The 17,099-nt window shown below is 70.5% G+C and carries 15 protein-coding genes; 8 read left to right on the top strand and 7 right to left on the bottom strand.

Translation table 11 applies throughout. From position 1 onward, the window contains the following. The first annotated feature begins 71 nt into the window (after positions 1–71). Positions 72–833: a class I SAM-dependent methyltransferase gene (locus tag ACFWIA_RS26545; protein ID WP_387009248.1), complete on the top strand. Its 762-nt coding sequence runs from the start codon at positions 72–74 to the stop codon at positions 831–833. Positions 834–948: 115 nt separating this feature from the next. Here the strand turns inward: ACFWIA_RS26545 and ACFWIA_RS26540 are convergent, their stop codons facing one another. From ACFWIA_RS26540 to ACFWIA_RS26530, 3 genes are read right to left on the bottom strand one after another with little or no spacing between them, the layout of a single operon-like run. Continuing rightward, entirely contained in the window at positions 949–1,710 is a 762-nt protein-coding gene (locus ACFWIA_RS26540; protein ID WP_387009246.1) for an amino acid ABC transporter ATP-binding protein, read from the bottom strand. Continuing rightward, positions 1,707–2,648: an amino acid ABC transporter permease gene (locus ACFWIA_RS26535; RefSeq protein WP_387009244.1), complete on the bottom strand. Its 942-nt coding sequence runs from the start codon at positions 2,646–2,648 to the stop codon at positions 1,707–1,709. The genes ACFWIA_RS26540 and ACFWIA_RS26535 overlap by 4 nt, the downstream gene beginning before the upstream one ends. A gap of 47 nt (positions 2,649–2,695) precedes the next feature. After that, positions 2,696–3,667, bottom strand: coding sequence for an ABC transporter substrate-binding protein (locus tag ACFWIA_RS26530; RefSeq protein ID WP_387009242.1), 972 nt, complete (start codon positions 3,665–3,667; stop codon positions 2,696–2,698). A gap of 581 nt (positions 3,668–4,248) precedes the next feature. Between ACFWIA_RS26530 and ACFWIA_RS26525 the strand changes: the two genes are divergently transcribed. The 6 genes from ACFWIA_RS26525 (at position 4,249) to ACFWIA_RS26500 (ending at position 9,398) form a co-directional block, all read left to right on the top strand. After that, positions 4,249–5,517 (top strand): NADP-dependent malic enzyme, encoded by a 1,269-nt coding sequence (locus ACFWIA_RS26525; protein WP_387009240.1) that lies wholly within the window; start codon positions 4,249–4,251, stop codon positions 5,515–5,517. A gap of 154 nt (positions 5,518–5,671) precedes the next feature. Continuing rightward, on the top strand, positions 5,672–6,634 hold the full coding sequence (locus tag ACFWIA_RS26520; protein ID WP_387009238.1) for a zinc-binding dehydrogenase: 963 nt from the start codon (positions 5,672–5,674) through the stop codon (positions 6,632–6,634). 114 nt (positions 6,635–6,748) lie between these two features. After that, positions 6,749–7,405 (top strand): RNA polymerase sigma factor, encoded by a 657-nt coding sequence (locus ACFWIA_RS26515; RefSeq protein ID WP_387009236.1) that lies wholly within the window; start codon positions 6,749–6,751, stop codon positions 7,403–7,405. Continuing rightward, positions 7,402–8,490 (top strand): CU044_5270 family protein, encoded by a 1,089-nt coding sequence (locus ACFWIA_RS26510; protein ID WP_387009234.1) that lies wholly within the window; start codon positions 7,402–7,404, stop codon positions 8,488–8,490. Before ACFWIA_RS26515 ends, ACFWIA_RS26510 begins: the two co-directional genes overlap by 4 nt. Before the next feature lie 96 nt (positions 8,491–8,586). Further along, positions 8,587–8,796, top strand: coding sequence for a helix-turn-helix domain-containing protein (locus tag ACFWIA_RS26505; protein ID WP_387009232.1), 210 nt, complete (start codon positions 8,587–8,589; stop codon positions 8,794–8,796). After that, positions 8,796–9,398 carry a Clp protease N-terminal domain-containing protein gene (locus ACFWIA_RS26500; RefSeq protein WP_387009230.1) on the top strand — a complete coding sequence of 201 codons (603 nt, stop codon included), beginning with the start codon at positions 8,796–8,798 and terminating at the stop codon, positions 9,396–9,398. Before ACFWIA_RS26505 ends, ACFWIA_RS26500 begins: the two co-directional genes overlap by 1 nt. 76 nt (positions 9,399–9,474) lie before the next feature. On the opposite strand, the gene ACFWIA_RS26495 is transcribed toward ACFWIA_RS26500, so the two are convergent. Together ACFWIA_RS26495 and ACFWIA_RS26490 are read right to left on the bottom strand one after the other, a co-directional pair. Further along, positions 9,475–10,599 (bottom strand): helix-turn-helix transcriptional regulator, encoded by a 1,125-nt coding sequence (locus tag ACFWIA_RS26495; RefSeq protein ID WP_387009228.1) that lies wholly within the window; start codon positions 10,597–10,599, stop codon positions 9,475–9,477. Between the two features lies 1 nt (position 10,600). Further along, positions 10,601–11,473, bottom strand: a complete 873-nt coding sequence (locus ACFWIA_RS26490) for a DUF4097 domain-containing protein (protein WP_387009226.1) — start codon at positions 11,471–11,473, stop codon at positions 10,601–10,603. 189 nt (positions 11,474–11,662) lie between these two features. Here ACFWIA_RS26490 and ACFWIA_RS26485 point away from each other — a divergent pair, with 189 nt between their 5' ends. Further along, positions 11,663–12,391 (top strand): hypothetical protein, encoded by a 729-nt coding sequence (locus ACFWIA_RS26485; protein WP_387009224.1) that lies wholly within the window; start codon positions 11,663–11,665, stop codon positions 12,389–12,391. A 511-nt stretch (positions 12,392–12,902) separates the two neighbouring features. Here ACFWIA_RS26485 and ACFWIA_RS26480 read toward each other — a convergent pair. After that, positions 12,903–13,076, bottom strand: coding sequence for a DUF6104 family protein (locus tag ACFWIA_RS26480; protein WP_387009284.1), 174 nt, complete (start codon positions 13,074–13,076; stop codon positions 12,903–12,905). A 121-nt stretch (positions 13,077–13,197) separates the two neighbouring features. Continuing rightward, a complete protein-coding gene (locus ACFWIA_RS26475; RefSeq protein WP_387009222.1) occupies positions 13,198–17,025 on the bottom strand; it encodes a multifunctional oxoglutarate decarboxylase/oxoglutarate dehydrogenase thiamine pyrophosphate-binding subunit/dihydrolipoyllysine-residue succinyltransferase subunit in 3,828 nt (1,275 codons plus the stop codon). Positions 17,026–17,099 lie beyond the last annotated feature (74 nt).

Here is a 17,099-nt window from a genome sequence, read left to right as displayed (position 1 = left end):
GAACGGCCCGCCGGGTCGGAACGGGACCGGGTGCGCCTCCCGAACGGCCGCGCAGGAGAGGTACGGGACGAATGACCGGGACCACGACCGGAACCGACTGGCGAGCCTGGCAGCGGAGCTGGGACCGACAGCAGGAGTGGTACATGCCGGACCGCGAGGAGCGGTTCCGGGTCATGCTGGACATGGTCGAGGCGATCGCCGGCCCCGAACCCCGGGTGCTCGACCTCGCATGCGGTACGGGGAGTATTACGGATCGGCTGCTCCGGAGGTTCCCGAACGCGACAAGTACCGGGGTGGATCTCGATCCGGCGCTCCTCATGATCGCCGAAGGCACCTTCGCGGGCGATGACCGTGTCTCCTTCGTGACCGCCGACCTGACCGCACCGGACTGGTGGGACCAGTTGCCGCACGACTCCTACGACGCGGTCCTCACGTCGACCGCCCTGCACTGGCTGCACCGGGAACCGCTCGCTGCGCTGTACGGACAGCTCGCCGGGGTCGTCCGGGACGGCGGTGCGTTCATGAACGCCGACCACATGATCGACGAGCTGACGCCCCGGATCAACGAGGCGGACGCCGCGTTGCGCCGGGGGCGGCGCGAGCGGGAGCGGGAGGCCGGGGCGCTCGACTGGGCCGCCTGGTGGGAGGTGGTCGGACGGGACCCGGTGCTCGCCGAGGCCACCGCACGGCGGTTCGCGATCTTCGGTGAGCACGCGGAGGGGGACACGCCCTCGCTCGACTGGCACGTGCGGGCGCTGCGGGAGGGCGGGTTCGCCGAGGCGCGGGGGGTGTGGGCCTCGCCGTCCGACGCGATGGTCCTCGCCCTGCGGTAGGACGCCTTGCCGGGGACGCCCTGCGGCGGGACGCCTGGTGGGAGGACGACGAATGCGAGGTGCGCCCCGGGCGGGGGCGCACCTCGCGGTTCGTGCCGGGTGGTGCGGGCGGGGGCTACAGGACCTTCGAGAGGAAGGACCGGGTGCGCTCCTGCTGGGGGTTCGTCAGGACCTCGCGCGGATCGCCCGATTCGACGACGACACCGCCGTCCATGAAGACCAGCGAGTCGCCGACCTCACGGGCGAAACCCATCTCGTGGGTGACCACGACCATCGTCATGCCCGACTCCGCGAGGTCCCGCATCACGTCCAGCACGTCGCCGACCAGCTCCGGGTCGAGCGCGGAGGTCGGCTCGTCGAACAGCATCAGCTTCGGGTCCATCGCCAGGGCACGGGCGATGGCCACCCGCTGCTGCTGACCGCCGGAGAGCTGCGAGGGGTAGTTGCCCGCCTTGTCGGCGAGGCCCACCCGTTCCAGCAACTCCCGGGCGCGCTCCCGGGCCTGGGCCTTCGACTGCCGCTTGACCTGGACCGGTGCCTCCATGACGTTCTCCAGCGCCGTCATGTGCGGGAACAGGTTGAAGCGCTGGAAGACCATGCCGATGTCACGGCGCTTGAGGGCGACCTCGCTGTCCTTGAGCTCGTACAGCTTGTGGCCCTTCTGGCGGTAGCCGACGAGCTGCCCGTCCACGTACAGCCGCCCGGCGTTGACCTTCTCCAGGTGGTTGATGCAGCGCAGGAACGTCGACTTGCCGGAGCCGGACGGGCCGATGAGGCAGAACACCTCACCCGTCGCGACCTCCAGGTCGATGCCCTTGAGGACCTCGACGTTGCCGTAGGACTTGTGGACGCCTTCGGCCTTCACCATCGCGGTCATGCCGTGGCCCCCTTTCGGCTGGACAGGGAGAACACGTGCTTCCTGACCTTCTGCCAGGGCGTGGGCGGCAGCTGACGGCTGGAGCCGCGGGCGTAGTACCGCTCGATGTAGTACTGGCCGACGCTCAGCACGGAGGTCATGATCAGGTACCAGGCGGCGGCGAGGAACAGCATCTCGACCGGGGAGCCCGAGGTCTGACCGATGTCCGTGGCGTATTTGAGTAGTTCGTAGTACTGCACCGCCGACACCAGTGAGGTCGTCTTGAGCATGTTGATGACCTCGTTGCCCGTCGGGGGCACGATCACGCGCATGGCCTGCGGGATGACGATGCGGCGCAGGGTCTTGGAGTGGCTCATGCCCAGGGCGTGCGACGCCTCGGTCTGCCCCTCGTCCACCGACAGCAGGCCGGCCCGGCAGATCTCCGCCATGTACGCGGCCTCGTTGAGACCGAGGCCGAGCAGCGCCGTCAGGAACGGCGTCATGAAGCTCGACCAGTAGTCCTTGTAGACGAAGCCGAGGTTGATGTATTCGAAGACCAGGCCCAGGTTGAACCAGACGAACAGCTGGACCAGGACCGGGGTGCCCCGGAAGAACCAGATGTAGAACCACGCGATGGACGAGGTCACCGGGTTCTTGGACAGGCGCATCACCGCGAGGAGGATGCCGCCGCCGATGCCGATCACCATCGACAGGGCGGTCAGCACCAGGGTGCTGCCCACGCCCTTGATGATGCGGTCGTCGAAGAAGTAGTCGGGGACGGCACCCCAGTTGATCTTGCCCTGGGCGAACGCGTAGACGATCGACGCGAGCAGGGCGACGGCGATCAGGGCGGCGACGTACCGACCGTAGTGCCGGACCGGAACGGCCTTGATGGCTTCCGGCCGGGAGGACGGCGGGCTCGGGGGAGCACCGTCCGTCTTGCCGATGTCAACGGACACGGATCTTGCCTTTCGGTGGCCTTGGCGGCTTCAGCGCGGGCGCGGGGTCACTTGCCGCCGTTGACCACGGCCGCCTTCACGGCGCCGCCGTCGACGCCCCACTTGGCGACGATCTTGGCGTACTCGCCGTTCTTGATGATGGCGTCGAGCGCGGCCTTGATGGCGTCCCGCAGCTCGGTGTTGCCCTTGGCCACCGCGATGCCGTACGGGGCGGCCTCGACCTGCTCGCCGACCAGCTCGAAGTCCTTGCCGCCGCCGGAGGTCTCCACCGCGTACGCGGCGACCGGGAAGTCCGCGGAGCCGGCGTCCGCGCCACCGGAGCGCAGTCGGGTCTGGGCCTGCTGGTCGGTGTCGTACGCCTCGACGCTCAGCTTCTCGCCGGACGGGCACTTCTTCGCCTGGTCCTTGGCGAGGTCGTGGGAGACCGTGCCGCGCTGGACGACGATCTTCTTGCCGCAGAGGTCGTCCCAGGTCGCGATGGACTGGGTCTTGCCCTTGAGGGTGTAGATGGAGACGCCCGCGTTGAAGTAGTCGACGAAGTCGACGCCCTCGCCGACCTTCTTGCCCGTGTCGCCGTCGACGCCGTTCTGGCGGTCCTTGGTGTCCGTCATGGCGGACATGGCGACGTCGTACCGCTTGGACCGCAGACCGGTGATGAGGGTGTCGAACGTACCGTTCTCGAAGGTGAACTTCACACCGAGCTGCTTGCCGATCGCGGCGGCGATGTCCGGGTCGATGCCGACCGTCTTGCCGGACTTGTCCTTGAACTCGACCGGCGCGTAGGCGATGTCCGAACCGACCTTGACCTCACCCTTGTCCCGGATGGCCTGGGGGAGCTTGTCGGCGAGCGGAGCGGCGGCCTTGACGTCGTCGCCCGCCTCTGACTTGTCCTTCGCCTTCGTCTGGTCGCCGCAGCCGGTCAGCAGCAGCGAGCCGGCGACCGCGATCGCGCCGATCGCGGCGAGCCGTGACTGCCCGGACTTCGCGGCGAACGAGCGACGGGTGGAGCGTGCGGTCATGGTGAATCCTCCGGCGAGTGGGTGAGGTGCCGGTGGTCGGCGGGCACACACCTTCGGGTGTCGCGACCACGTGTGATTACGGCATCTTGCCATTCGTGCCTGGTCAAACAGTCGGCCCGCTATGTCAAAATCGGATAACGGGTCACCCCCGAATCCCGACAGGCCGGTACATCCCGACCGGACCTTCTGCGGGACTGATCATCCCGGGCCGAAAAATCTTCGGCGAGACCGAGCGTGCGCGAACAGACCAGTCGGGACGATCGTGCAGAGATGGCGACCCGTCGCGGTCTTGTCCATATGTTCACGAAATTCGCGTATGAGTCACGTCACCGTGCCGCCCCGGACTCGTCCGTCAAGCGGTCCGTCCGGTATGAAGGTTCTTTACACCCCTCATCAGGGGCTCAGGGCGCGCGTGCGGCGCGCCCGTCGTGTCAGGTCCGCATGCGTCACAGGCAGTTGCGTGTTCGAAGCGCTCCGGGCTTCCGCTCCGGGCTTCGAGGACAACGGATCCGGCACGGTGCCCGCCCACCCCTTTACCAGGAGTGGTCACCCTCAGGCTTAAGAATTAAGGGGCAAGACAAGTGGCAGCGGAGATCGTCAATCCTCGCAGCGACAGCGACAACAGCGCACCCGGCGTCGACGGGGGCACGCGCGGCAAGGGCAGTGCGGGATTCGAGGGCGACGGTGAGCCCCTCGATTCCTTCGACCCCGCGTTCGCCCTCCACCGGGGCGGCAAGATGGCCATCCAGGCGACCGTGCCCGTCCGCGACAAGGACGAGCTGTCCCTCGCGTACACCCCCGGCGTCGCCCGGGTGTGCAGCGCCATCGCCGAGCAGCCCGATCTCGTCCACGACTACACCTGGAAGTCGCAGGTCGTCGCCGTGGTGACGGACGGTACCGCCGTGCTCGGGCTCGGCGACATCGGACCCGAGGCGTCCCTGCCCGTCATGGAGGGCAAGGCGATCCTCTTCAAGCAGTTCGCCGGGGTCGACGCGGTGCCGATCGCCCTCGCGACCACCGACGCGGACGAGATCGTCGAGACCGTCGTCCGGCTGGCCCCGTCCTTCGGCGGCGTCAACCTGGAGGACATCTCGGCGCCGCGCTGCTTCGAGATCGAGCGCAAGCTCCAGGAGCGGCTGGACATCCCGGTCTTCCACGACGACCAGCACGGCACGGCCGTCGTCACCCTCGCCGCCCTCCGCAACGCCGCGAAGCTGACCGGGCGCACGCTCGGTGACCTGCGCGCGGTCATCTCCGGGGCCGGTGCCGCCGGGGTCGCCATCGCCAAGTTCCTGCTCGAAGCGGGCATCGGGGACGTGGCGGTCGCCGACCGCAAGGGCATCGTCAGCCGGGACCGGGACGACCTCAACCCCGCCAAGCAGGAGCTCGCCGAGATCACCAACCGGGCCGGCCTCAGCGGTGGCCTCGATGCCGCGCTGGCCGGGGCGGACGTGTTCATCGGGGTGTCCGGGGGAACGGTGCCCGAGGCCGCGGTGGCCTCGATGGCGCCCCGGTCCTTCGTGTTCGCGATGGCGAACCCGGACCCCGAGGTGCACCCCACGGTCGCCCACAAGTACGCGGCCGTGGTGGCCACCGGGCGCTCCGACTTCCCGAACCAGATCAACAACGTGCTGGCCTTCCCCGGCATCTTCGCCGGCGCGCTCCAGGTGCGGGCCTCCCGGATCACCGAGGGGATGAAGATCGCGGCTGCCGATGCGTTGGCGGCGGTCGTCGGCGACGAACTCGCCGCCGACTACGTGATCCCCTCGCCGTTCGACGAGCGGGTGGCCCCCGCGGTCACCGCGGCGGTCGCCGCGGCGGCCCGCGCCGAGGGCGTCGCACGCCGATAGCCCGTTCGGCAGTCGTACAAGGGCCCTGCCCCGGGAGGAATCCCGGGGCAGGGCCCTTCGTGCGGGTCCGGTCGGGCGCTCGTGGCGCAGGGTGCTGCGCGTCACCCGGGCCGGGCGTTCCTGCGGGACGGCGGTCGGGCCTATCGTCGCGGGCATGTTCGCTGCCTACGCCGCTCGCATTGACCGTGATCAACCACTGAACGGGCTGGAGCTGGGGGAACGTCCCGCCCCCGGGGCCCGGGACGGCTGGACCACCGTGAACGTCCGGGCCGCCTCGCTGAACCACCACGACCTCTGGTCCCTGCGCGGGGTGGGGCTCGGCGAGGACACCTTGCCGATGATCCTCGGCTGCGACGCCGCGGGGGTCGACCGGGACGGCAACGAGGTCGTCCTGCACTCCGTCATCGGGCAGACCGGGCACGGGGTGGGGCCCCACGAGGGGCGCTCCCTGCTGACGGAGAAGTACCAGGGCACCTTCGCCGAACAGGTGTCCGTGCCGGTGTGGAACGTGCTGCCCAAGCCCGCCGGCCTCTCCTTCGCGGAAGCCGCCTGTCTGCCCACGGCCTGGCTCACCGCCTACCGGATGCTCTTCACCAACGCCGGGGTGCGCCCCGGGGATTCGGTGCTCGTCCAGGGCGCCGGCGGCGGGGTCGCGACCGCCGCGATCGTGCTGGCCAAGGCCGCCGGGCTCCAGGTCTTCGCCACCAGCCGCGACGAGGCCAAGCGCAAACGCGCCCTTGAACTGGGGGCGGTGGAGGCGCTGCCCACGGGGGCGCGGCTGCCGCGACGGGTGGACGCGGTGATCGAGACCGTGGGGGCCGCCACCTGGTCGCACTCCATCAAGTCGCTGCGGCCCGGCGGCACCCTGGTCATCTCGGGCGCCACCAGCGGTGACGCGCCCTCACATGCCGAACTGACCCGGGTGTTCTTCCTGGAGCTGCGGATCGTGGGCTCCACGATGGGCTCCAAGGACGAGTTGGAGGACCTGCTCGCGTTCTGCGCCGCGACGGGCGTGCGTCCGGTGATCGACGAGGTGCTGCCCCTGGACCGGGCCCGAGCAGGGTTCGAACGGATGCTCACCGGTGACCTGTTCGGGAAGATCGTGCTGACCGTGTAGCTCCTGCGGCACCACCACGGGGTGGTATCCGCGTACCCGGACGGGATGCGAGGTGACGAGGGTCACGGGAAGTCGGTCGGTGGTGCCGGACAGCTCATCGTTGTGAGCACTCATATGCGTACCCGGGTGCGGGCCGGGGAATCGACCGCGTTCGCGGAGCTGTTCGACAGCTATGCCCGCGCGGTGTACAACCATGCCTTCCGACTGACTGCCGACTGGTCCACGGCCGAGGACGTGATGGCCGCGACCTTCCTGGAGGCGTGGCGGCTACGGGACCGGGTCGAGCCGGAAGGCGGCTCCCTGCGGCCCTGGCTGCTGGGCATCGCCACCAACACCGCACGCAACCAGTACCGGAGCAATCGACGCTACCGGGCCGCCGCCGGCGCCGCCGCAGCCGCGGAACTCGCGGTGCCCGACCATGCCGACGAGGTGGCCGCGCGGGTCGACGACCGGCGACTGCTGGCGAAGGCGCTCGGTGCCCTGGCCAAGCTCCGCAGACCGGAACGCGAGGTGGTGGCCCTCTGCCTGGGGGAGGGGCTGGACTACGAGAGCGCGGCGGAGGCCCTCGGGATTCCGGTGGGGACCGTCGCCTCGCGACTCTCCCGGGCCCGCAAGAAGCTACGGGCGTTCGCCGAGGAGGAACCGATCCGCCCGGTGCCGAGGAGATCCTTCGAGGAAGTGCCCGGAAAACGGGAAGGCGGTCGCCCCGCCCGACAGACAAGAGGTGATCACACCCACGTGATCCGGCCCGCGCAGGGAGGAAACCGATGAACGCGCACACGCCCCGACAGGCCCCGCCCGAAGGGGAACAGGACGCACAACTCCTGTCCCGGACGGCGCGTGACCTGCCGGCGGGCCGCCACCAACTCCACAAGGAGCGTCTGATGGCCCGCATCCAGCAGGAACAGCGTGAGACGACGACGGTCCCGGACGGGGGGCGCCGCTTCCGGCTGCCCCGCCCGGCGGTCACCCTGCCCCTGATGGCCGCCGCACTGGCCGGGGTGGTCGTGGCCGGCGTCCTCAAGGACGACGGTGAGGGGGTGCGGGACGGTGGTGCCGCCACCGCCGCGCTCCCGACCGTGGACATCGGCACCGCGACCACCAAGGGGATGCCGCAGCTGCTCGACCGGATCTCCCTGGCCGCCGCCAAGACGCCCCGTCCGAACATGCGGCCCGGACAGTACGTCTACATCGAGTCCAAGGCGGCCGGCGTCCATCTGAAGCACGTCGGGGACGAGGTCTCCCTGGGCAGCCACGCGCTCCACCGCCGCCAGGTCTGGAAGTCCGCCGACGGCACCAAGGGATGGCTGATCGACCCCTCCGTCAACGACGGCCCCGAGGGGGAGACGCTGAGCGGCACCGACGAGAAGGGCAACGTCCCGGTGGCCGGTCTGCACAATCCCTCGTACGACTACCTGGCCGATCTGACCACCGACCCCGATCAACTGCTCGCCCGCATCTACAAGGAGACGAAGGGACAGGGCAACTCCCCCGACCAGCAGGCGTTCACCACGATCGGGGACCTGCTCGGCGAGAGCTATCCGCCCGCGAAGCTCTACCCGGCCTTGTTCAAGGCCGCCGAGAAGATCCCCGGTGTCGTCGTCGTGCCGAAGGCGGTGGACGCGGTGGGGCGCGAGGGGGTGGCGGTGGCCCGGCTGGACGAGTTCGGCGGGCAGCGCGAGGAATGGATCTTCGACAAGAAGACCCATGTGTTCCTGGGCTCCCGTACGGTCCAGGTCGAGGAGCGCCCGGAGGACGAGGGGCTGATCAAGCCCGGCCAGGTGACCCACACCCATGCCGTTCTGAAGCGGGCCGTGGTGGACGAGATGAAGCAGACCCCGTCATCGACCGACTGACCGTCCGGCTCGAACCCGCACCGGCTCGCGTGGCTTCGACGTCGACACATGTCAACTTTGATTGACGTGAGGCGCTTGTCAATGTACGTTGACGTCATGACCGAAGCAACGGATCTCGCCGCGCGAGCCGGTGATCGTGACCCCCGGGTCGGCCTGCGGGCCGTCGTCGCGCTGCGACGGCTGCTGGAGCGCCTGGAAGCCGTGCAGGTGCGCAGTGCCCGCCAACAGGGGTGGTCCTGGCAGGAGATCGCCACGGAGCTGGGGGTCAGTCGGCAAGCGGTGCACAAGAAGCACGGGAGGCAGTGATGTTCGAACGGTTCACCGGGGACGCACGGGCCGTGGTGGTCGGGGCGGCCGAACAGGCGGCACTGCAGGGAAAGCGGCAGGTGGAGGCGGAGCACCTGTTGCTCGCGCTGCTGGACCGTACGGGTGGCCGGGCGTCGTCCGTCCTGGTCGCCCTCGATGTCGACCGGCGGCGGGACTCCCTGGTCCGGGCGCTGGCCGACGCACGGCGGCGGGCGGGGTTGTCCCGTGCCGAATCCGAGGCCCTGGCCGGCCTCGGGATCGACGTCGAGCAGATCGTGGATCGGGTGGAGGAAGGGCACGGTGCCGGTGCGCTCGAACCGGGGGCGGGCCGGGGGGCGCCCCCGTCGTCGCGCCGCGGCTGGTTCTCGGGGCCCGCGTTCTCCTCGGGGGCCAAGGCCGTGGTGAAGGGGGCGCTGCGGATGGCGTTGGAGCGCGGGGAGCGGGAGATCGGCGACCAGCACCTGTTGTTGGCGTTGACGGCCCACCCCGGAGTGGTCTCCGAAGTCCTCGCCGACCACGGGGTGGGGCTGCCGGAGGTGTGGAAGGTGCTGTCCGCGGGCTCGTTCGGAAGCGGAGACGGGGGCGCTGGACGAGCTGCGTGAGGGAAGGGGCGGCCCCGTGGACAGCAGGTGCTGTCCACGGGGCCGCCCCGCGTCCGTGCGGGACGCGGCCCTGCCGTCAGGAACTCCGGTCCTCCGGGGTCCTGGTCGTCAGCGTTGCGGCGATGTGGGCCGCGGCGGTGGAGAGGTGACGGCGCGCGGTACGGAACTGGGCCTCCGTGACGCCGTGATCGCGGGCGGCGTCACGGATGTCGTCGCGGAAGCGGTCCAGTAGGCGGTCGAGGTCGCGGGCCGGGTTGTCCGAAGGGGATTGCTCGGACCACTCCGGGGCGTAGCCCGCCGGGAAGGCGGACGGAACCTCGCTGTACTCGGGCGGAGCCGTCCCGGGGTCGGCTTCCGCCGTGACGTCCGGCTTCGCGGTGAGGTCGGGCTCCACTGGGGGGTCCGGCTTCGGGACGCGGTCGGTCTCCGCGGTGGGGTCGGTCTCGCGGGTGGGGCGGGTCTGCCCGAACTCGCCGAACTCCTTGACCAGTTCCGACAGGCCCTCGCGGACCCCTGTGGGCCAATCGCCGCGCTGGAAGTGGGACTGCACCTGTTCCTGGACCCGCTTGGCGATCCGCTGGACCTCCTGCTGGGCCTGGGTCTGGGCCTCCTTGGCCTGGCGGCGGGCCCGCTGGGCCTCGTCACGGGCCCGGCGGCTCTCGTCCTTCGCCCGGCGGGCCTGTTCCTTCCACTCCTGCTTGGCGCGCTTCAGGTCCTCCTTGGCGCTCTGCCACGCCTGTGGGTCGCCCCACGAGCCGTCGAGGAGACCGGAGGGGTCGGGGAAGCCCGGCCCGCCCGTCGTGCCGCCGGAGGTCCGTGCCTGCTGGGCCGCCGCGCGCATGTCGCGGCGCAGGTCGCCCGCCGAGGTGCGCACGTCGTCGCGGATCTCCGCGGCGAGTTCCGCGACGGATTCGCGGATCTCCAGCTCCAGGTCGACCAGCTCGCCCTGGCGATTGGCCAGCTCGGCGCGGCCCGCCTCCGTGATGGAGTAGACCTTCCGCCCGCCCTCGGTGGTGTGGGTGACCAGCCCCTCCGTCTCCAACTTGGCGAGGCGGGGGTACACCGTCCCGGCGGACGGTGCGTACAGCCCCTGGAAGCGTTCCTCCAGGAGGCGGATCACCTCGTACCCGTGGCGGGGGGCCTCGTCCAGGAGCTTGAGGAGGTAGAGGCGCAGTCGGCCGTGGGCGAAGACGGGGGGCATGTCACATCACCTTCCGGTCGGCGTCGACCCCGTCGGGGGCGGCGGAGGGCGGGGCGCCTGGGTGCTCGGCGCCGGGTCTGCGGAGCAGGGCGATCGAACCGGACATCGTACTGGCCTTGAGTTTGCCGGTGCCCGCGCCGAGGCGGCCGGTGATGCGCTTGGCGCCCCACTGGTCGCTGACCCGTAGGCCCTCGAAGTGGTTCGACACGGCTCCGCTCGCGGTGTTCGCCTCGACCTCGGCGTCGGCGGGGTCCGGCAGCCGGATCGCGATCTCGCCGGAGACGCTGTGCAGCTCGACGTCTGCGGGGCGGCCGGTGGGATCGAGGTCCACGATCATGGAGCCGCTGACCGAGTCCGCCCGCACTCTGGTGCCGGAGCCTTCGACGACGGTCAGATCGCCCGAGACGGAGTGGAACCGGAGGGTGCCCGTCAGGGCCTGCGCCTCGATGTTCCCGGAGACCGTGTCGGTGCGGACCGGGCCGTCCATGCCGACGAGCGTGGTGTCGCCCGTGACGCCCCGGACGTCCGTACGCCCCGCGATGCCGGAGATCACGGCTCCGGCGCCGACGACGCCCACCTCCACCCGGGTGCCGGTCGGGACCGTCAGGGACACGACCGCGCTACGGCGCCAGCCCTTGTTGTCGAGCCAGCGCAGGAAGCCCTTCCAGGGGAGGTCGTCGTACGCCACGGTCAGGACGCCGTCCTCATGGGTGATGGCCAGGGGCGGGCCCTCGATCTCGGACACCTGGAGCCGGGCGGAACTCTCCTCGGTACCCACCACGTTCACCGTTCCGTTGACGATGCGTACGTGGAGTGCCGTGACCGGGGCGTCGAGGCTGAGCTGTTGTGGCTCGGCGACGGACCACTCGGACATGGAACCTCCCTCGGTCGGGACTGGACGCGCCATATCGCGTCTTCTGCAATACACGATATATCGCGGATCGTCGGGGTCAAGTACCCGAAGGGGTGACCTTCGCGTTCCGCCGGTGGACCGGGGTGTGCCGAGGTGCGCCGGAATGCACTGTGCGCGGCGGTTCGTCCCGTGGTGATCTAGCGTGGGGACATGGCGTTCGACCCGAGCTCCGCGACCGGGGCGCTGCTGCTCTGCCGGGCGGCCCCCGAGACCGTCACCGCCGCGGCCCGGCTGCTGCGCGAACCCTTCCGGTGCGTCGCCGCGGGGGAGGGGTGGACGGCGCTGGTCCCCGGGACGACGCCCTGGGCGGACGGCGGCGATCCCGTGGACCGGGTGGTCACCGGCTGGGCGGGGGCGCTGGCCGTCGGCGGTCAGTGGGCCGTGCTGGCGCTGTGGTGGGACCCCGGGCACAGCGGCTTCGTGCTCGCGTCCGGGTTCCGGCGGCCCGTGGCCTTCGAGTGGCTGGCGGGCGGCACGCCGGTCGGCGAGGCGGAGGCCCTGCACACGTTCGCGCTGCGGCTCGGGCTGGACCCCGTGCTGGACGTGCAGGCGCTGGAGGAGCTGGCCCGGCCGGACTCCGACGCGGATGCGCGGGCGCGGCTCATCGGGCTGGTCGCGGTGCTCGCGCGGACGGGGCTGGCGCTGCCGCGTGGGTTGGCGCCCGGGGCTCCCTCGGGGGTGCTGTGGGCCGTTGCGGCGCGGTACGAGGTGGTCGACGTGGTGTGGTGGGCGGTGCCGTTGCGGGGGGCCGCGGTGGTTCAGGTGGTGGGGGGTGCGCCGCTGCTGCTCATGGGCCTTCGGCGGCGGCGGGGGTCCTGGGTGTTGGGTGGTGGGGTTCTCGTTGCCTCTGGGGTGTGGGGGTTGCGCCGTACGCGGTGAGGGTGCGGTTCCCCGCGGAGTTCCGGTGCGGGTGCGTTGTGGTTGCTCGCGCCGTTCCCCGCGCCCCCTTCGGGTGCGTTCCGCCGGGGTGCGCTGCTCTGCGCCGTGCGCTGCGGCTTCGCGCAGTTCCCCGCGCCCCTTCCCGGTGCGTCCACCTGGGGGTGCGCTGTCCCGTGCGGTGCGCTGGGTGGTTTGCGCAGTTCCCCGCGCCCCTTGGATCGGGGACTTCTCGTCGCCGCCGTCCGCCCCGCCGCCACAGCACCCGCACGGGCCAGCGCACCCGCAGGTGGATGTACCTCAGGGGCGCGGGGAACGGCGCGGGCAACCCCCACGCACCCGCACGGGCCAGCGCACCCGAGCCGGAGCGGCCCCGACAAGGGGCGCGGGGAACTGCGCAACAGCGCCGCGCACCCGCACGGGCCAGCGCACCCGCAGGTGGATGTACCTCAGGGGCGCGGGGAACGGCGCGGGCAACCCCCACGCACCCGCACGGGTCAGCGCAGCCGAAGGGCTACTCTTCGTCGTCCAAGCGGGCAAGCCACGTCGCGAGGCGTTCCACCGGAACCTCGAAATCGGGGTTCAGGTCCACGAACGCGCGCAACTGCTCGGCGAGCCACTCGAAGGTGACTTCCTCCTCGCCGCGCCGCTTCTCCAGTTCCTCGATGCCCCGGTCGGTGAAGTACAAGGTTCCGCTCCTGCTCAGGACCACGTGTTGGTCCCTTCAGGGTACGGCCCCGGGAACGCGGGAAGGCCCGGGCGTCCGCGATCGCGGACACCCGGGCCTCCTCACGGACGTGCCGGGGGCGTTACGCCTCGAACACCTCGTTCACCAGCTGCTCCTGCTCGGCCTGGTGCCGCTTCGCCGAACCGACCGCGGGCGACGAACCGTGCGGGCGGGAGATCCGCCGCAGCCGCTCGCCGTGCGGGACGTCCGCGCCGACCGCGAGGTCGAGGTGGTCGATCAGGTTCAGCGCGATGAACGGCCACGCACCCTGGTTCGCGGGCTCCTCCTGGACCCAGAGGTACTTCTCCGCGTTCGGGTACTTGGAGATCTCCGCCTGGAGCTCCGCGCCCGGCAGCGGGTACAGCCGCTCGATCCGGATGAAGGCGGTGTCCTGGGTACCGCGCTTGATCCGCGCGGCCTCCAGGTCGTAGTAGACCTTGCCCGCGCAGAAGACGACCTTCCGGACGGCCGCCGGGTCCACGGTGGTGTCGCCGATGACCGGGCGGAAGCCACCCGTGGTGAACTCCTCCGTCTTCGACGCCGCGGCCTTCAGCCGGAGCATCGACTTCGGGGTGAAGACGACCAGCGGCTTGTGGTGCGGGTTGTGGACCTGCCAGCGCAGCAGGTGGAAGTAGTTCGACGGCAGGGTCGGCATCGCGACCGTCATGTTGTTCTGCGCGCACAGCTGGAGGAAGCGCTCCGGGCGGGCGGACGAGTGGTCCGGGCCCTGGCCCTCGTAGCCGTGCGGCAGCAGCAGGGTGACGCCCGAGGTCTGGGCCCACTTCTGCTCGGCGGAGGAGATGAACTCGTCCACCACGGTCTGCGCGCCGTTCACGAAGTCGCCGAACTGCGCCTCCCACATGACGAGGGCGTCCGGGCGGGCCAGCGAGTAGCCGTACTCGAAGCCCATCGCCGCGTACTCGGACAGCAGCGAGTCGTAGACGTTGTACCGGGCCTGGTCGTCCGACAGGTAGAGCAGCGGGGTGTAGTCCTCGCCGGTCGCCCGGTCGATCAGGACCGCGTGCCGCTGGCCGAAGGTGCCCCGGCGGGAGTCCTGGCCGGACAGCCGGACCGGGGTGCCCTCCATCAGCAGCGAGCCGATGGCGAGGGTCTCGCCCATGCCCCAGTCGATCGTGCCGTCCTCCACCATCGCCATCCGGCGCTGGAGCTGCGGCAGCAGCCTCGGGTGGACGGTGACCCGCTCGGGGATGTTCACCTGGGACTCGGCGATCCGCTTGACGACCTCCTGCGAGACCGCCGTGGTGACGGCCACCGGGAACTCGGGCTGCGGGTCGGGGCTGTGCACCTCACCGGGCTGCGAGGTGGCCTCGCGGACCTCGGTGAAGACCTTCTCCAGCTGGCCCTGGAAGTCCTGGAGCGCCTGCTCGGCCTCCTCCAGCGTGATGTCGCCGCGACCGATCAGGGACTCGGTGTACAGCTTGCGCACCGAGCGCTTCTTGTCGATCAGGTCGTACATCAGCGGCTGGGTGAAGGCCGGGTTGTCCGTCTCGTTGTGCCCGCGGCGGCGGTAGCAGATGAGGTCGATCACGACGTCCTTGTTGAACGCCTGACGGAACTCGAACGCCAGCCGCGCCACCCGCACCACGGCCTCGGGGTCGTCCCCGTTGACGTGGAAGATCGGGGCCTCGATCATCCGGGCCACGTCCGTCGCGTACATCGACGAGCGGGAGGACTCCGGGGCGGCGGTGAAGCCGACCTGGTTGTTGATGACGATGTGGACCGTGCCGCCGGTGCGGTAGCCCCGCAGCTGCGACATGTTCAGCGTCTCGGCCACGACGCCCTGGCCCGCGAAGGCCGCGTCACCGTGCAGGGCGACCGGCAGGACCGTGAAGTCCGTGCCGCCCTTGTTGATGATGTCCTGCTTGGCCCGCGCGACGCCTTCGAGCACCGGGTCGACGGCCTCCAGGTGCGAGGGGTTGGCCGTCAGCGAGACCTTGATCTGCTCGCCGTCGAGACCGGTGAAGGTGCCCTCGGCGCCCAGGTGGTACTTCACGTCGCCGGAGCCGTGCATCGACTTCGGGTCGAGGTTGCCCTCGAACTCGCGGAAGATCTGCGCGTACGACTTGCCCACGATGTTCGCGAGGACGTTGAGACGGCCGCGGTGGGCCATCCCGATGACGACCTCGTCCAGCCGGGACTCGGCCGCCGAGTCGATGACCGCGTCCAGCAGCGGGATGACGGACTCCGCGCCCTCCAGCGAGAACCGCTTCTGACCGACGTACTTGGTCTGGAGGAACGTCTCGAACGCCTCGGCGGCGTTCAGGCGGCGCAGGATGCGCAGCTGCTCCTCGCGCTCCGGCTTGGAGTGCGGGCGCTCGACGCGGTCCTGGATCCACTTGCGCTGCTTGGGGTCCTGGATGTGCATGAACTCGATGCCGGTGGTGCGGCAGTACGAGTCGCGCAGCACGCCGAGGATCTCGCGCAGCTTCATCATGGACTTGCTGGCGAAGCCGCCGACCGCGAACTCCCGCTCCAGGTCCCACAGGGTGAGGCCGTGCTCGGTGATGTCCAGGTCGGGGTGCTTGCGCTGGCGGTACTCCAGCGGGTCGGTGTCGGCCATGACGTGGCCGCGGACCCGGTAGGAGTGGATCAGCTCGAAGACGCGGGCGGCCTTGGTGACGTCGTCGTCGTGCGAGGCGTCGATGTCCTTGAGCCAGCGGACCGGCTCGTAGGGGATGCGCAGCGCCTCGAAGATCTCGTCGTAGAAGCCGCTCTCGCCGAGCAGCAGGTTGGCGACGACCCGGAGGAACTCGCCGGAGGCGGCGCCCTGGATGACCCGGTGGTCGTAGGTCGACGTGAGCGTCATGACCTTGGAGATGCCGAGCTTGGTCAGGGTGTCCTGGGAGGTGCCCTGGAACTCCGCCGGGTAGTCCATCGCGCCGACGCCCATGATCACGGACTGGCCGGGCATCAGACGCGGCACGGAGTGCACGGTGCCGATGCCGCCGGGGTTGGTCAGGGAGACCGTGACCCCGGTGAAGTCGTCCATGGTCAGCTTGTTGTCCCGGGCGCGGCGGACGATGTCCTCGTACGCCTGCCAGAACTCGAAGAAGTTGAGCGTGTCGGCCTTCTTGATGGCCGCGACGACGAGCTGGCGGTCGCCGTTGGGCTTCACCAGGTCGATCGCGAGCCCGAGGTTGATGTGCTCGGGCTTGACCAGGGTGGGCTTGCCGTCCTTCACCGCGAAGGAGTTGTTCATGGCCGGCATGGCCTTGATGGCCTGCACCATCGCGTACCCGATGAGGTGCGTGAAGGAGATCTTCCCGCCCCGGGCGCGCTTCAGGTGGTTGTTGATGACGATGCGGTTGTCGAACAGCAGCTTCACCGGGACGGCGCGCACGGACGTGGCCGTGGGCAGTTCCAGGGAGGCGTTCATGTTCTTGGCGACGGCGGCCGACGGGCCGCGCAGCGTCACGAACTCCGGGCCGGCGGTGGCCTCCGGCGCGGGGGCCGCGGCGGCGGGCGCCTTCGCGGGCGCCGCGGCCTTGGCCGGCGCGGGGGCACCCTGTGCGGTGGTGCCCCGGGCCGGTGCGGCGGGAGCCTGCTGCGCAGGCGTGGCCGGGGGAGCGGCGGCGGCCTGCGGGGCCGGAGCGCTCGGGACGGCCGCGGCCGGGGTCGCGGGCTTCTCGGCCTGCGTGCCCGGGGCTGCGGTATCCGCCGGAGCCGGCGTGGCAGCAGCCCCCGGCTTGTAATCGGCGAAGAAGTCCCACCAGGCGCGGTCTACCGAGTTCGGGTCCTGGAGGTACTGCTGATAGATCTCGTCGACGAGCCACTCATTGGCGCCGAAAGCCGCGGCGGGGTCGTGACCCTGCCCGGGTTGTTCGGTCGTGGGGGCGCCTCCCGGCCGGAGGCTGGGGGAGCTCGAGTTACTGGGGGACTGTGGCGACACGGCGGCAACCGCCCTCTTCCGCTTCACAAGATGATGGACAGCGGGAATTAAGGCTACGCCTTGCGAGGCCAGGA

The organism is Streptomyces sp. NPDC127068, assembly GCF_042724695.1.
In the GTDB taxonomy this organism is placed as follows: domain Bacteria; phylum Actinomycetota; class Actinomycetes; order Streptomycetales; family Streptomycetaceae; genus Streptomyces.
The sequence above is the reverse complement of the archived record's forward strand: the minus strand, read 5'-3'. Positions and strand labels throughout refer to the sequence as shown.

Bases quoted from the DNA above. Each gene is read 5' to 3' on its own strand.
- ACFWIA_RS26545 (WP_387009248.1), top strand. From the start codon at position 72: ATGACCGGGACCACGACCGGAACCGACTGGCGAGCCTGGCAGCGGAGC.
- ACFWIA_RS26540 (WP_387009246.1), bottom strand. From the start codon at position 1,710: ATGACCGCGATGGTGAAGGCCGAAGGCGTCCACAAGTCCTACGGCAAC.
- ACFWIA_RS26530 (WP_387009242.1), bottom strand. From the start codon at position 3,667: ATGACCGCACGCTCCACCCGTCGCTCGTTCGCCGCGAAGTCCGGGCAG.
- ACFWIA_RS26520 (WP_387009238.1), top strand. From the start codon at position 5,672: ATGTTCGCTGCCTACGCCGCTCGCATTGACCGTGATCAACCACTGAAC.
- ACFWIA_RS26515 (WP_387009236.1), top strand. From the start codon at position 6,749: ATGCGTACCCGGGTGCGGGCCGGGGAATCGACCGCGTTCGCGGAGCTG.
- ACFWIA_RS26510 (WP_387009234.1), top strand. From the start codon at position 7,402: ATGAACGCGCACACGCCCCGACAGGCCCCGCCCGAAGGGGAACAGGAC.
- ACFWIA_RS26505 (WP_387009232.1), top strand. From the start codon at position 8,587: ATGACCGAAGCAACGGATCTCGCCGCGCGAGCCGGTGATCGTGACCCC.
- ACFWIA_RS26500 (WP_387009230.1), top strand. From the start codon at position 8,796: ATGTTCGAACGGTTCACCGGGGACGCACGGGCCGTGGTGGTCGGGGCG.
- ACFWIA_RS26495 (WP_387009228.1), bottom strand. From the start codon at position 10,599: ATGCCCCCCGTCTTCGCCCACGGCCGACTGCGCCTCTACCTCCTCAAG.
- ACFWIA_RS26490 (WP_387009226.1), bottom strand. From the start codon at position 11,473: ATGTCCGAGTGGTCCGTCGCCGAGCCACAACAGCTCAGCCTCGACGCC.
- ACFWIA_RS26485 (WP_387009224.1), top strand. From the start codon at position 11,663: ATGGCGTTCGACCCGAGCTCCGCGACCGGGGCGCTGCTGCTCTGCCGG.